The organism is Mesorhizobium sp. M1399, from assembly GCF_040317735.1.
Classification (GTDB): domain Bacteria; phylum Pseudomonadota; class Alphaproteobacteria; order Rhizobiales; family Rhizobiaceae; genus Mesorhizobium.
Window position 1 is genome coordinate 138,446 of sequence record NZ_JAMYKZ010000011.1, and the last position, 12,472, is coordinate 150,917.

A 12,472-nucleotide genomic window follows, 5' to 3' on the forward strand; every position below is an offset into this window, starting at 1 on the left:
ATCGTTATCGGCAGGACCGCAGTCCAGAGGGGAGAGGCCGGCCAGGGCGGATTTGAGCCGGATTGGTCGAGAGAGAGGGCCGCCCGGTTCATTCCCGTTCCGCTCTCCTCGAGGTTTTCTCCATGTTTGATGTTTCTTCGAAGACTGCCGCTCCGGCAGTGCCGCTTCCGCTTGTCTCATCCCCGGCTGTCGAACCAGCTGCCGCCATCCACAGCGCGGCGCAGTTTCTTCTGCCCCATCTCGAACGCGGTCAGCGCGTCGACGTCTCGAGCCTTCGCTCGGCCATGGAAGCTGCCTTCGGTGCCTCCGATGCGTCCGGCGCATGGGACTGGAAATCAGCCTATGACGCTTGCGAAGTCGCGACGGTGCTGTTCCTGCGCAAATACGGAAAGTCGCTTTTCCGCAAAGCCGGTTCTGCGGCCGCCGCACTTCCGATGCTGGGCAAGATCGCCGGCCTGTTCCCAACTCACACGCGCCGCTCCGAAGAGACCGAAGCGCTTCAGCAGTTCAGCACCCCCATTCCGCTCGGTCTGGCGGCCGTTACTGCCGCGGCAATCACCCCTGCCGACCGCGTGCTTGAGCCCTCCGCCGGCACCGGGTTACTTGCTATTCTGGCCGAGATCAGCGGCAGCACGTTGCTGCTCAACGAACTGGCCGAGGCCCGCGCCGGGCTTCTCTCATTGCTCTTTCCGGCCATCCCCGTCACTCGCTTCAACGCAGCGCAGATCGATGATTATCTCGATCCCGGCATTGCACCAAGCGTCGTGCTGATGAACCCGCCGTTCTCGGTGCTTGCTAACGTCAGCGGCCGCGTGTCCGACGCTGCCTATCGTCACGTCGCCTCTGCGCTGGCCCGGCTCGCCGAGGGCGGGCGGCTTGTCGCAATCACTGGCGCAAATTTTTCCCCAGAGCTGCCCATCTGGCGCGAGTCCTTCGTCAGGCTCCAGGAGCGCGGTCGCGTCGTGTTCACCGCCGCGATCGACGGCGCCGTCTACGCCAGGCATGGCACCACCGTCGAGACCCGGCTGACCGTCATCGACAAACTGCCGGCCGACAAACGAGGCACCCTTCCAGCATCGGCCGGCATGGCGCCCGATGTCGCCACACTGATCGCCTGGATTGACAAGCATGTTCCCGCGCGACTGCCGGTCAGCGCTTCGGCTTTCGTGCCCGCCGTCAAGGCGACGGGGCCCACCGCGCGCGGCGTGCGCGGCTATCTCGCCAGATCCGCCGGTCCCACTCCGGTGCGCAGCCTTGCCGAGCCGGAAGGCACCGCGCTTGCTTACGAGACATTGGACTGGACGCCTGCCGAAAGTAGGCGCATCACCGATGGCATCTATGAGTACGGGTTGCAGGCGATCCGCATTCCGGGCGCCCATCCGCATCCGACCAAGCTGGTCCAATCGGCGGCAATGGCATCCGTTGCCCCGCCGAAGCCGAGCTACCGGCCGATTCTTCCTGCCAAGGTTGTCAGCGACGGCCTCTTGTCCGACGCGCAGCTAGAAACAGTCATCTATGCCGGCGAGGCCCATTCGGAGTTCCTCACCGGTTCCTGGACGGTGGACGACACCTTCGACCTTGTCTCTGCCGCGCGCGACGATGCCGCGCACGCCGTGCGATTCCGCCGGGGCTTCATGCTCGGCGACGGGACGGGCGCCGGCAAGGGCCGCCAGTCAGCAGGCATCATCCTGGACAGTTGGATGCAGGGCCGCCGCAAGGCGATGTGGATCTCCAAATCCGACAAGCTGATCGAACACGCCCAGCGCGACTGGTCTGCTCTCGGCATGGAGCGCCTGCTGGTCACGCCGCTGTTGCGGTTCCCGCGGGGCAAGGCCATCCGCCTCGATCAAGGGGTCCTATTCACCACCTACGCCACGCTGCGCTCCGACGAACGCGGTGAGAAGATCTCGCGCGTGCGGCAGATCGTCGAATGGTTGGGCACCGACTTCGACGGAGTGATCATTTTCGACGAGAGCCACGCTATGCAGAACGCGGCAGGCGGGAAGGGAGAACGCGGCGACGTCGCCGCCTCACAGCAGGGACGCGCCGGGCTCCGCCTCCAAAACGCCCTGCCGAACGCCCGCGTCGTCTATGTCTCGGCGACGGGAGCAACCACCGTCCACAACCTCGCCTACGCGCAGCGTTTGGGCCTGTGGGGTGGCGACGATTTGCCCTTTGCGACCAGGGCCGAATTTGTCGAGACGATCGAGGCTGGCGGCGTTGCCGCCATGGAAGTGCTGGCCCGAGACCTCCGCGCAATCGGTCTCTATACGGCCCGATCGCTCTCGTACGATGGTGTCGAATACGAGCTGGTCGAGCACCAGCTTACCTCCGAGCAGACCCGCATCTACGACGCCTATGCCGGAGCGTTTAGCGTCATTCATAACAATCTCGACGCCGCGATGCGGGCCGCCAACGTCACAGGCGAGACCGGGACACTGAACCGTCAGGCAAAGTCGGCTGCACGTTCGGCTTTCGAGAGCACGAAACAGCGCTTTTTCGGCCATTTGCTCACCGGCATGAAGACGCCGACCCTGATACGCTCGATCGAGCGCGATCTCCATCAAGGCCATGCCGCCGTCATCCAGATCGTCCCGACCGGCGAGGCGCTGATGGAACGGCGCCTCGCGGAAATTCCAACCGAGGAATGGAACGACGTTCGCGTCGACATCACGCCGCGCGAATATGTCCTCTCGTATCTGCAGCATTCCTTCCCCGTGCAACTCTACGAGCCGTTCACCGACAGCGAAGGCAATTTGTCGTCACGTCCGGTCTATCGTGACGGCCAGCCCGTCGAGAGCCGCGAAGCGGTCGCCCGCCGCGATCACCTCATCGAGCAACTCGCTTCACTCGCCCCCGTCCCGGGGGCACTCGATCAGATCGTACAGCGCTTCGGCACCGACCTCGTAGCGGAAGTGACAGGCCGGTCGCGCCGCATCGTGCGCAAGACCAGCACTCGAGGCATCGATCGCCTTGTCGTCGAAAACCGCGCCGGATCGGCCAATCTCGCCGAGGCACAGGCATTCATGGATGACTGCAAGCGCATATTGGTGTTTTCCGACGCCGGTGGCACTGGCCGCAGCTATCACGCTGATCTCACTGCGAAGAACCGCCGCCTTCGAGTTCACTATCTGCTCGAGCCGGGCTGGAGGGCCGATGCCGCCATCCAGGGCTTGGGGCGCACCAACCGCACGAACCAGGCGCAGCCGCCGCTGTTCCGGCCGGTTGCGACCGATGTGAAGGCTGAGAAGCGCTTTCTCTCGACGATAGCCCGGCGCCTCGACACATTGGGCGCCATTACGCGCGGCCAGCGCCAGACCGGCGGCCAGGGCCTATTTCGCCCTGAGGACAATCTGGAGTCGCACTATGCCCGCGACGCGCTGCGGCAGCTTTACCTGCTGCTGGTTCGCGGCAAGGTGGACGGCTGCTCACTCCAGATGTTCGAGGAAGCGACCGGCCTAACACTGACGGATTCCACCGGCATCAAGGACGAGCTGCCGCCGATCACGACCTTCCTCAATCGGCTGCTGGCGCTTACCATCCCGCTTCAAACCGCCCTGTTTACGGCCTTCGAGCAATTGCTGAATGCGAAAATCGAGGGCGCCATCGCCTCCGGTGCCTACGACATCGGCTTGGAAACACTGCGTGCGGAGAGCTTCGTCGTCACCGAGCGACGCGTCATCCATGTCCATGCCGCCACCGGTGCGGAAACGCGACTGCTGACCATCGCCCAGCGCAAGCGCAACCGACCCGTTTCACTTGCCGATGCCCTTGCTCAGCTTCACGATCCCCGCGCGAAGCTCCTGGTCAACAACCGATCCGGCCGCGCCGCCGTACAGGTGCCAGCGCCAGCGCTGATGCTCGACAACGGCGAGATCGAATGGCGAGTCCGGCTGATCCGGCCGATGGAGCACCATCAGGCCTCATTGAAGATGATGGCGGAGAGCCACTGGGTTGAGGCTGAGCAGGCTGCATTCGCTGACGCCTGGAGTGCCGAGACGGCTGACGTGCCCGAATTCACGGACAGCACTATCCATGTCGTTGCCGGCATGCTGCTGCCGATCTGGAAGCGTCTGCCCAGGGAATTCTCACGTGTGTACCGGCTCCAGACTGACGATGGCGAGCGCATCATCGGTCGTCAGGTCCCGCCAGCATGGATCGCGGGCGCACTGGCAACAAGCTCGCCTTCGATCACAGCCAGTGATGCTTTCGTTGCGCTTCTGGGCGGTCGAACGATCCTCGACCTCGTCGATGGTCTGCAGCTTCGGCGCAGCCGCCTCATGGGCGTCAGCCGAATCGAGCTGACGGGCTTCAACGACACAATGCGTGACCGTCTTTCGGCTTACGGCCTCTTCCGAGAGATCATCTCCTGGAAGCTGCGCATGTTCGTGCCCGCCGACGCATCTGGACCCGCAATTCTGGGCAAGTTGCTGAAGGGTTATCCAGTCCAGCGCATCGACACGCGGGAGGATGCGTGATGGCCCGCCACGATGCGTCAGAACTGGCGCACCGCCTCGGCCGGCACGCTGAGGCGGTTTGTCGCTACTATCTTTCGAACGGGCATCGCGAGGGCCGCTACTGGCTTGTCGGCGATGTGCAAAACACGCCGGGCCGCTCAATGTTCGTGCGGCTCGTCGGGTCAGCGAACGGAAAAGGAGCCGCCGGCAAGTGGGCCGATGCGGCGACTGGCGAGCATGGCGACCTTCTAGACGTCATTCGCGAAAGCCGCGGCTTCAGCAACTTCAAGGACGTTGCGAATGAAGCAATGACGTTTCTCGGCTTGCCGCATCCCGAACCAGAGCAGATTTCTCCCCGGCCGAAATCGGTAGACACGCCATCCGGATCATCGGAAGCAGCGCGTCGGCTGTTTGCGATGTCGCAGCCGATTGCGGGTACGGTCGTAGAGGCGTATCTGCGCAACCGCAGCATTGCCGCTTTGCACGGGACCGAAAGCCTGCGTTTTCACCCGCGCTGCTACTACCGGCCCCACGAACATGCGCCGACTGAGACCTGGCCGGCGATGATCGCTTCCGTCACCGATCTCGACGGCCATTTGACTGGCGCACATCGCACCTGGCTTGATCCTTCCGGCAGGGGCAAGGCACCGGTCGGTACGCCGAAGCGCGCGATGGGCGATCTTCTCGGTCACGCGGTTCGCTTTGGCCTGCCGGGCGACGTCATGGCGGGCGGCGAAGGCATCGAGACCGTCTTGTCGCTTCGGTGCATCCTGCCCGATATGGCTATGGCAGCGGCACTCTCGGCAGCCCATCTCGCTGCCATGCTGTTCCCCCTCACGCTGAGACGGCTCTACATCGTGCGCGATGCCGATCCAGCCGGCGACAGCGCGCGTGACACCTTGATCAAAAGAGCGAATGCTGCCGGGATTGAGGCGATCGTGCTCTCGCCGGCACTTGGAGACTTCAACGAAGATCTCTGTACGCTTGGCGTGGATGATCTTCGAGCACGCGCGCGTGTCCAGCTCGCCCCGCAGGACATCGCCCGTTTCATGGCAGTGGCGGGATAATTCGAAACGAACAACCTGTCCGCTGTCGCTTGCATCGCTCGAATGCCCCCCGAAGTCGGAGAGAACCGCGCCTGCGGGCCTTCGAGAGGGCGATCGGCCAGCAAACGACCCGGACCCGCAATGTCTTCGGCCGACTATTTTCCGGCGCGCTCCCAAGGGAGCGCTTTCCATCGCGAAGCAAAATAGCCGGCCTTCCCCCTCCTCCGCTGACACTCCGGCCCTTCGCTTCGCTGCGGGTGCAGGTCCGTCCCGTCCGCCGGCTTCCGTCGCCATGAAGGCCGCGAGGTCGCGGTCCAACCGGCGGAGCATCTAATGAGCGAGCATGACGACTACGAACCACAGCACTCGTCTTCACCCATCGACCAAGTCCTCACCGAACTCCAGCTCTATGGCTACCGACCCTTCGCAGATGAGCCTGATCCTCGACCGCTTCCAGAGGGGCACTGCGTCGCCGGCGCGATCGCTGACATCTTCGACGCCCTCATCGTGGCACTGCAAGACAGTCGCCTCGAGCCCGATCTCGACGATCTTCTGTGGTCGACCGTCAACATCTTTCACCGCGCCGCAGATCGAATCGAGCGCGAACTCGACCACAACGAGCAGGCGCAACGCCGCAGCCAGCGTGAGCAAGACGGCAGCGAAGTGAAATCCGTCGAGCTGGAACACCTGACAGCCGAAGGGCAGACGCTGATCGAACGCCAATGCGCCTTCGAACTGATGCGTGATCAGGCCGCGGAGCACTACGAGCGCCACACCGGATCAAGTTGGCGACCGCGCAGCGGATCGATGGTCAACCACCGCAACCTGACCTCTGCGCTGATCGACAGCCGCGACTTTCTCAGCGCCAAGAAACGCGCCTCGCAGGAAGTCCTTCTGCCACCTGGCCCGAAAATCGCCTTCACCGCTGGGCTCGACTTCAATGACCACCAGCTGATCTGGGCCAAGCTCGACCAGGTCCACGCCCGGCATCCAGACATGGTCTTGATGCACGGGAAATCGCCGAAGGGTGGCGAAAAGATCGCCTCCTGTTGGGCAGACCATCGCAAGGTACCCCAAATCGGCTTTGCCCCTGATTGGACAAAGCATGCCAAAGCCGCCCCGTTCAAGCGCAATGACGCAATGCTGGAGTTGCTGCCGATAGGCGTCATCGTCTTTCCCGGGACCGGAATTCAGGACAATCTTGCTGACAAGGCAAAAAAGCTCGGCATCCCAGTCCTCGACTTCCGCCCCAAGGGAGGCGGCGCGTAAGCGCTGCCCGCCCCTACCCTTTTTTCGATTGTACGATACGGCCGCGATGGGGCAGCGCGGCGCCGCCCGTCTTATGCGATACTCAAGTCCGCGCCCTAGCAAAGGCGCGCGGCGCCGTCACGCTTGCCGTCAACGTTTCAGCTGCGTCGCAGCTGGCATCACAGCTGCGAATAACGAGGCCTGTTCAACCGAACAGGGGCTGGATCTGGGCGAACTCACCGAACAACCGGCGTGGGCAGGATGCTTGTTTCTGACCGGCCGTCGCATTGTTAGCGTTGTCGCTGACACGGCATGGCGCGACGCACAGCTCGAATCCACCACGGCGTGCCGTCTCGTTCCAAAGATCGCGGATATCCGGCGATGCACGTCAGCCGTGACTTGAACCGTGTCTTAAGCGCGGTGCTGACAACAGCTTGCGACTCGCGATGCCTGTACAGAGGAGCATCGACGCCGCTGATCGTCGTAGCCGGGATTTCGCCAGCGACGGTATCGCCAGGTTCTCCGTTGATGTCTCTATCTGGTGGGCCGCTCCAAACGGCCTCTTTAATGGGCTGATCTGGCCGAAGGTCGGCTGCGCCTCGATCGCCTAAGCCGCAATGGCGCCGATCGACTTTCTTCCCCTGCCGGCTACGCCGTCATTCCTCGCCAAACAACAAAGTCGCCTGGCTGCCATCCTCCGCTGGCGCTGCGGTCGCAAGCGATGCGGCGTCGATCGCCCCCGGCCCGCCGATCGCCATCGAGGCCGCAACGGTGCGGGCTCGAAACAGAGTTCAAGGAGAAAACTCATGGCGATAATCGGAACCTTCAAGAGGGCCGGCAACAACGAGTTCACCGGCGAAATCGTGACCCTCTCGCTCCAGACCAAGAACGTCCGGGTCGTGCCCGAGACCAACCGCTCTGGCGACAGCGCCCCCAGCCACCGTGTCTTCGTCGGGCAGGTCGAGATCGGCGCCGCATGGTCCAAGCGCTCCAATGACGGCCGCGACTATCTCGGCATGAAGCTGGACGATCCGAGCTTCACTGCTCCGATCTACGCCAACCTCTTCAACGATGAGGAAGGCGAAGGCTTCAGCCTCATCTGGTCCCGCCCCAACGGGCGCCGCAACGCCGAGTAAGGGCCCGACCAAGGCTCCGCCCGGACGAACAGGGCGGGGCCGATCTCCTTTCATCCGACAAGTTGAGCGCAGTCGCTGCGCAACGAGCTCCGTCGGACTGTGGGGCGACTACCGGTCGTGTTCGCGACTGGCGACTTCATTCTTGCATGTTGCCTCGCCGATCATCGAAAATTCGCGGTGCTTCCCGCGTCAACTCACGGTGCCGATTTTCTGATCAACTCGCAAGGCTCCACATTCAGCGCAGTGGCGATCCTCCCAAGAACACTGATGCTGGCCGAGACCCGAGCGCGCTCGATCGATCCCACGTAACGCATGCTCAGTCCAGAGCGGGCGGCCAGTTCCTCCTGCGTCACGTTCTGGTCATGGCGCAGACGACGCATGTTGGCCGCCATGATCTCCTTGAGATTCATGACGGATTAGGGACCAGAAAGGGAACTATCGTTCTAGGAATGATCGTTCCTATTCGCTATGATTGGTGCTCGATCTAAAGGACGGCTCCTTCGAGATCGCGATCGAAATATGAACGGTCAAATACCATGCTTAAACCGCTGCTCGATCCTGATGTCGCCGACATTGCGCCGGATGCCCCGGTCCTGACCGGCTATGACGAGGAGCGTCTGCTCACCTACATTCGCCTGCTTGATGCGGCAGCGGAAGATGCCGATTGGCAGGAGGTGGCCAGGATCGTCTTGCATATAGACCCGGAGCAGGAGCCGGAACGAGCGTTCCGGTCCTGGGAGACCCATCTTGCTCGCGCGCGATGGATGACGACCAGCGGCTACCGATATCTTCTCGCTGGCGGCGCTCCGCACTGACGCGACCGGCGCTCCACCTTGCTGAATCGGCATAATGGTTTGCCGATTCTCCAACTATCCAACTTCCTTATCCCCCTGAATGTTGACGCCGACGCCTCACATCCGGGTACGCGGAGAGGACAGGAGCAGTGCAAGGCGATTGGACCGATCCGGCGGCGTATGCACATATGTGCAGCTACCAGGCTACGGAGTTCGCTGCCGAGTATCTGATCCGGAATGACGAATTCGTGGCAGAGTGCAGCCAGCTTGCATCGCAATCCGCTGGTTCTGGAGAACCTGCCGGTCAGCCCGACCTCGCCGCCCGTTGGGGCGCGCGATTTCAAAACTGCCGCTGCCGGACTTCCGAAAGCTGACAATATCATCTGGACGGAACAGGCCTCGCCGCGCGTGCTCCGGGTCATGCGGGTACCTGCATCCCACCAGACAGTTCAACCTTCCAGCCTTGGCGGAGCCAGCGTTTGGCCGCAGGACGAAGGCCTTCACATTATTTGGTCTACCTTAATTGGGAAAAGTCATCTCGTCGCTGACGACCGCGCCGGTGAATTCAACGCTATCCTTCTGCCGCTCGACGCTGCATTCGAGACGCGGCTCGATGCAGCGCGCCGGTTCTGGCGCGCACTGAACGGCCGGGCAGCCAGTCCATCTTACGGCGCGCTGCCGCAACAGACCAGGACCAGGCATATCCTCAATTTACGCGCACATGATGGTCAACGCACGGGTGCAACCTATCGTCAGCTCGCGGAGGTGCTGTTTTCGCAAGAGCCGATTGTGCCGCGAGATTGGCGTGATCATCATCTCCGCCACAAGGTCCGAGCTATCTTACGCCGTGCAGCTTTTTTTGTCGCCGGCGGCTATCGCGATCTTCTCTTCTACCCCCACAACCGCAGCGAAAGGTCCGGCCGCCGAAGTCCTTCTTCGGGGTAGCAAAAACGCACCCCCCCATCTTTGCCCTCCCTCGCCTTTCCTCATTTCGATCATGGTCCACTTCGCGCGTCCCGGCAGGCCAGGACGACAGCAGAACCGAATGGAGATCGAGCGATGTCGAAGGGTCCCGCGGACGCGCCCCAAAAGTATTTGCGCACGAAGGAGGCAGCACCCATCGTCGGGCTCTGCGCCCGCACACTCGAAAAGCACCGGACCTACGGCACCGGCCCAAAATACCGAAAGGTCGGCGGGCGCGTTCTCTACGACATCAACGACCTGCACGCCTGGATAGACCTGGGCGCACGCACCTCCACCAGCGATGCCAACGCGACCTATGTTCCGCCGGCAAAACCCCATGCAGCCCGCGCGCCCGCCTATGTCGGCAGGCGCGACCGCAGCTCCTGATCTGTGGCGCACCGAAATGCCGTATCGCGAGACCGTTCAGCAGCAATTTGCGCTGCCTCATGTCCCCTCATCCGGCTTCCCTCCACCCGGCACGCGGGACGTTGTGGCCTGGCAGCTCGTCTTGATGGTGAAATCCGGCCGCCTGACACCGATCCACTCTCATGCGGGCGAAGAATCGACCTGCGTTGAGGCGGCAAGTGTGCACGGCATGGCAACGATTTGGAACGCTGCCATCCTGGTCTGGGCTGCGTCGCAAACCATCCACGCGCAAGCCAGGAGATTGCAACCGCGCCGCCTGGTAGCGGCGAAACAGCAGCAAACCCTGATCTTCATGTCGCTGCGTAAACGGCGGCATGTCCACAGCCGGATAGCCGCACGCGAGCAGCCGAGTCCATACACGGCCAAGCGTCGTAAAACTTGCCTGCTGCGCCCCGGGATCGAGTCATGAGCAAGCGCACAAAGATCATCGCCACGATGGTTGGCGGCGTAGTGCTCGCCGCGGCGCCGGCATGGATTAGCCATCCGCCGCTGTCCATCTGGAACGCATCGGCGAGCATCCCCGTCGGGCTCTACCGCGTCCAGCCGGCCGACAAAATCGGTATTGCCAATATCGCCGTCATCATGCCGCCCGAGCCATTGGCGGCCTTCATGGCAAGACGCGGGTATCTGCCGAAAAATGTGCCGCTCCTGAAGCGTATTTTGGCACTGGGGGGCGCAACCGTCTGTCGCCAAGGCACAACGATCATCGTCAACGGCAAGACGTATGGACATGCGCGCGAGCGTGACGGTCGCGGTCGACCCCTGCCCATCTGGCAGGGCTGCCGCGACATTGCCGAGGCGGACGTCTTCCTTATGAACCCGGGTGCAGCCGACAGTTTTGACAGCCGCTATTTCGGCCCGCTCCCGCTCTCATCAATCGTTGGCCGCGCGCTTCCCGTCTGGACCACGGAGCCCACCACTCCGGTGCTGGAATTCACCAACGATCCCCTTGCTAGCGAGCCGTGACGGCTCGGTTCGACGTGCACTAACACCCATGAAAGGAGCACTGCAATGACTCAGATCGGAATATTCACGCGCAACGATGACGGCTTCTTCGGCAATCTCTCCACGCTAACGATCGAGGCGAAGATTGCCATTCTGCCTGCCGAGAAATCCAAAACCGAAAACGCGCCCGACCATCTGATCTATTGCGAAGGGACGGCGGTCGGTGCGGCTTGGGACCGCGCCGGAGACAAGGCTGGGGATTACCTCTCCGTCTCAATTGACGACCCGTCCTTTACGCAGCCGATCCGCGCCAAGCTGTTCCGGTCCGATGCAGAGAACAGCGTCTGGAGCATGCACTGGAACCGATCATCGAAGCGCGACGGGCGAGGCTGAACAAATGCTTCTGGAGCCCTTCGACGAATCTTTCTCGCCAATCCTTTTGATCCATTGGGCGCCGGTTAAACCCTTCGACCCGACCGCCCGCGAGGCAGCCCACAGAGGGCCGGACACTTGCTTGTGGCTCCGGACGCAGATTTCATCACAGTTTTGGCAAAGCCGGTTCGATCGGCGAGCCCCTGCCCTTAACGGAAGCGAACACCGTCGCAGGCTGGCGGCGCATCGGTTCTGCGGTCTGCGGGATGCAGCCCACAGAGGCATGACGACGTTTGCCGCATGTGTCATGCTCGGCTTCGTGGCGCCCGAAACTGTTGCAGCGGCTTCCTCTGCTGGTGAACGGCCGGCGCACTCCGAGTCGACGATCTTGTCGGCAGGCCCGTGGTCGCGGCATATCCGGGAAGCGTCAAAACGCTTCGCCATTCCAGAGCGGTTGCTGCGCGGCGTCATGCATGTTGAGAGCGTCGGCGATGTTCGTGCGCTTTCAAGCAAGGGCGCAATGGGCTTGATGCAGATCATGCCGGCGACCTGGGAAGAACTGCGCATCAAATACCGTCTCGGTGACGATCCCTATCAACCGCGTGACAACATTCTTGCAGGTGCAGCATATCTTCGCGAAATGCTCGACAGCTTCGGGCGCAGCGGCTTTCTTGCCGCTTACAATGCCGGTCCTGGTCGGTACAGGGAACATCTCTCAACCGGCCGGCCGCTGCCACGCGAGACGGTCGACTACGTCAGGAAACTCGCGCCGCTGCTCGATGGTGCAGTTCTCAGTCCGCGGCGCGCGCGGCAAAGAAGGGGCAGAGCCAGCTCACTCCGTGCAACGATCTTTGCGCATCCCCATGACATTCGGAACGCCGCTGCATCGGATGGCAATGGTTATGCCGAGACGATCTTTGCGGCGATTCATTCGTCCGCGATGCGGTCGCCAATGGGCCATCCTGTTGCGGACCTGACTGCGATCGAGCCACGGCCGGGTGAAACCGATTTCCAATCGAACCACGCTGTTTCCGGCCTATTCGCTCAGCCCTCTTTAGTCATATCGCGATGATCGCCACGTTCCT

Annotated in this window: 13 protein-coding genes; 12 read left to right on the top strand and 1 reads right to left on the bottom strand. The window is 62.5% G+C overall.

The genetic code is table 11. From position 1 onward, the window contains the following. Window positions 1-122: 122 nt before the first annotated feature. From NKH05_RS20505 to NKH05_RS20520, 4 genes are all read left to right on the top strand, one after another. Window positions 123-4,478 carry a strawberry notch-like NTP hydrolase domain-containing protein gene (locus tag NKH05_RS20505; protein WP_353025958.1) on the top strand — a complete coding sequence of 1,452 codons (4,356 nt, stop codon included), beginning with the start codon at window positions 123-125 and terminating at the stop codon, window positions 4,476-4,478. Next, a complete protein-coding gene (locus NKH05_RS20510) occupies window positions 4,478-5,524 on the top strand; it encodes a DUF7146 domain-containing protein (RefSeq protein ID WP_023717056.1) in 1,047 nt (348 codons plus the stop codon). The genes NKH05_RS20505 and NKH05_RS20510 overlap by 1 nt, the downstream gene beginning before the upstream one ends. 312 nt (window positions 5,525-5,836) lie before the next feature. Further along, window positions 5,837-6,772, top strand: coding sequence for a DUF2493 domain-containing protein (locus NKH05_RS20515; RefSeq protein WP_023717055.1), 936 nt, complete (start codon window positions 5,837-5,839; stop codon window positions 6,770-6,772). 785 nt (window positions 6,773-7,557) lie between these two features. Then, entirely contained in the window at window positions 7,558-7,887 is a 330-nt protein-coding gene (locus NKH05_RS20520) for a DUF736 domain-containing protein (protein WP_023717052.1), read from the top strand. Between the two features lie 194 nt (window positions 7,888-8,081). On the opposite strand, the gene NKH05_RS20525 is transcribed toward NKH05_RS20520, so the two are convergent. Next, a complete protein-coding gene (locus NKH05_RS20525) occupies window positions 8,082-8,297 on the bottom strand; it encodes a helix-turn-helix domain-containing protein (RefSeq protein WP_023717051.1) in 216 nt (71 codons plus the stop codon). A 126-nt stretch (window positions 8,298-8,423) separates the two neighbouring features. Here NKH05_RS20525 and NKH05_RS20530 point away from each other — a divergent pair, with 126 nt between their 5' ends. The 8 genes from NKH05_RS20530 (at window position 8,424) to NKH05_RS20565 (ending at window position 12,459) form a co-directional block, all read left to right on the top strand. After that, window positions 8,424-8,702, top strand: a complete 279-nt coding sequence (locus NKH05_RS20530) for a DNA -binding domain-containing protein (RefSeq protein WP_023717050.1) — start codon at window positions 8,424-8,426, stop codon at window positions 8,700-8,702. 167 nt (window positions 8,703-8,869) lie between these two features. Next, the gene (locus NKH05_RS20535; RefSeq protein WP_352483886.1) at window positions 8,870-9,055 is read left to right on the top strand and encodes a transcriptional regulator domain-containing protein; all 186 of its coding nucleotides are present in this window, start codon (window positions 8,870-8,872) and stop codon (window positions 9,053-9,055) included. Between the two features lie 46 nt (window positions 9,056-9,101). Then, window positions 9,102-9,626: a DUF2285 domain-containing protein gene (locus tag NKH05_RS20540; RefSeq protein WP_353025960.1), complete on the top strand. Its 525-nt coding sequence runs from the start codon at window positions 9,102-9,104 to the stop codon at window positions 9,624-9,626. A 114-nt stretch (window positions 9,627-9,740) separates the two neighbouring features. Then, the gene (locus NKH05_RS20545; RefSeq protein ID WP_023717048.1) at window positions 9,741-10,031 is read left to right on the top strand and encodes a helix-turn-helix transcriptional regulator; all 291 of its coding nucleotides are present in this window, start codon (window positions 9,741-9,743) and stop codon (window positions 10,029-10,031) included. 16 nt (window positions 10,032-10,047) lie between these two features. Then, on the top strand, window positions 10,048-10,479 hold the full coding sequence (locus NKH05_RS20550; protein WP_023717047.1) for a replication initiator protein A: 432 nt from the start codon (window positions 10,048-10,050) through the stop codon (window positions 10,477-10,479). Then, entirely contained in the window at window positions 10,476-11,036 is a 561-nt protein-coding gene (locus NKH05_RS20555) for a S26 family signal peptidase (protein WP_352494348.1), read from the top strand. The genes NKH05_RS20550 and NKH05_RS20555 overlap by 4 nt, the downstream gene beginning before the upstream one ends. Before the next feature lie 45 nt (window positions 11,037-11,081). Beyond that, window positions 11,082-11,408, top strand: a complete 327-nt coding sequence (locus NKH05_RS20560; protein WP_352494349.1) for a DUF736 domain-containing protein — start codon at window positions 11,082-11,084, stop codon at window positions 11,406-11,408. A gap of 286 nt (window positions 11,409-11,694) precedes the next feature. Beyond that, window positions 11,695-12,459, top strand: coding sequence for a lytic transglycosylase domain-containing protein (locus NKH05_RS20565; RefSeq protein WP_352494350.1), 765 nt, complete (start codon window positions 11,695-11,697; stop codon window positions 12,457-12,459). Window positions 12,460-12,472 lie beyond the last annotated feature (13 nt).

Coding starts and splice junctions, on each gene's coding strand:
- NKH05_RS20560 (WP_352494349.1), top strand. CDS start 11,082: ATGACTCAGATCGGAATATTCACGCGCAACGATGACGGCTTCTTCGGC.
- NKH05_RS20545 (WP_023717048.1), top strand. CDS start 9,741: ATGTCGAAGGGTCCCGCGGACGCGCCCCAAAAGTATTTGCGCACGAAG.
- NKH05_RS20565 (WP_352494350.1), top strand. CDS start 11,695: ATGCTCGGCTTCGTGGCGCCCGAAACTGTTGCAGCGGCTTCCTCTGCT.
- NKH05_RS20555 (WP_352494348.1), top strand. CDS start 10,476: ATGAGCAAGCGCACAAAGATCATCGCCACGATGGTTGGCGGCGTAGTG.
- NKH05_RS20530 (WP_023717050.1), top strand. CDS start 8,424: ATGCTTAAACCGCTGCTCGATCCTGATGTCGCCGACATTGCGCCGGAT.
- NKH05_RS20515 (WP_023717055.1), top strand. CDS start 5,837: ATGAGCGAGCATGACGACTACGAACCACAGCACTCGTCTTCACCCATC.
- NKH05_RS20535 (WP_352483886.1), top strand. CDS start 8,870: ATGTGCAGCTACCAGGCTACGGAGTTCGCTGCCGAGTATCTGATCCGG.
- NKH05_RS20505 (WP_353025958.1), top strand. CDS start 123: ATGTTTGATGTTTCTTCGAAGACTGCCGCTCCGGCAGTGCCGCTTCCG.
- NKH05_RS20550 (WP_023717047.1), top strand. CDS start 10,048: ATGCCGTATCGCGAGACCGTTCAGCAGCAATTTGCGCTGCCTCATGTC.
- NKH05_RS20525 (WP_023717051.1), bottom strand. CDS start 8,297: ATGAATCTCAAGGAGATCATGGCGGCCAACATGCGTCGTCTGCGCCAT.
- NKH05_RS20540 (WP_353025960.1), top strand. CDS start 9,102: ATGCGGGTACCTGCATCCCACCAGACAGTTCAACCTTCCAGCCTTGGC.
- NKH05_RS20520 (WP_023717052.1), top strand. CDS start 7,558: ATGGCGATAATCGGAACCTTCAAGAGGGCCGGCAACAACGAGTTCACC.
- NKH05_RS20510 (WP_023717056.1), top strand. CDS start 4,478: ATGGCCCGCCACGATGCGTCAGAACTGGCGCACCGCCTCGGCCGGCAC.